Below are 767 nucleotides of genomic sequence, written 5' to 3'. Positions count from 1 at the left end.
GACCGGCGCGATAGATACAGGCATAGCCAAAGTTACGACTAGCCTGAAGGGTAAGGAGATCATGCTAATTCCTATCCTAATGATACTCTTCGCTGCAGGCGGCACTATCTATGGCATGGCCGAGGAGACGCTCGCCTTCTATGCCCTGATAATCCCGGTCATCATCGCCGCGGGCTATGACTCTGTGACTGCGGTTGCGATCATTATGCTCGGCGCGGGTATCGGTACGCTAGGGTCGACCATCAACCCATTCGCAACAGTTATTGCATCACAAGCTGCAGGCATTCCATTTACTGAAGGCCTGAGCTATCGACTATTTATTCTGGTTGCAGGCTTAGTGATTGGCATCTTGTATGTCATGCGTTACGCCAAAATGGTCAAAAATGATCCGTCAAAATCACTCGTCGCTGAAATGGCTGAGAGCAACAAAAAACATTTTCTGACTACTGACAGCAGCATCAGCGATAACTTGACTGGTACTCAAAATATTATTTTGCTTATTTTTTCGGGAACATTCGCCCTGCTAGTTTACGGAGTATCTGTACTAGGTTGGTGGATGGCTGAGATGTCGGCACTATTCTTAGCCTCCTCTATTCTTGTAGCGATTGTCGCTAGAATGGGTGAAGAAGAGTTTAGTAACACATTTGTAGAAGGTGCACGTGAGTTACTAGGTGTTGCATTGGTTATCGGGTTAGCGCGCGGTATCGTCGTCATCATGGACTCGGGTAATCTGACAGGCACTATTTTATATGCATCTGAAGGCATGG

At 47.2% G+C, this 767-nt stretch carries 1 pseudogene; it reads left to right on the top strand.

The features are described 5' to 3' along the window. Positions 1-61: 61 nt before the first annotated feature. A pseudogene (locus A3738_RS00935) lies at positions 62-767 on the top strand (YfcC family protein); the annotation flags it as partial.

Source organism: Oleiphilus sp. HI0066 (genome assembly GCF_001635725.1).
The sequence above is the reverse complement of the archived record's forward strand: the minus strand, read 5'-3'. Positions and strand labels throughout refer to the sequence as shown.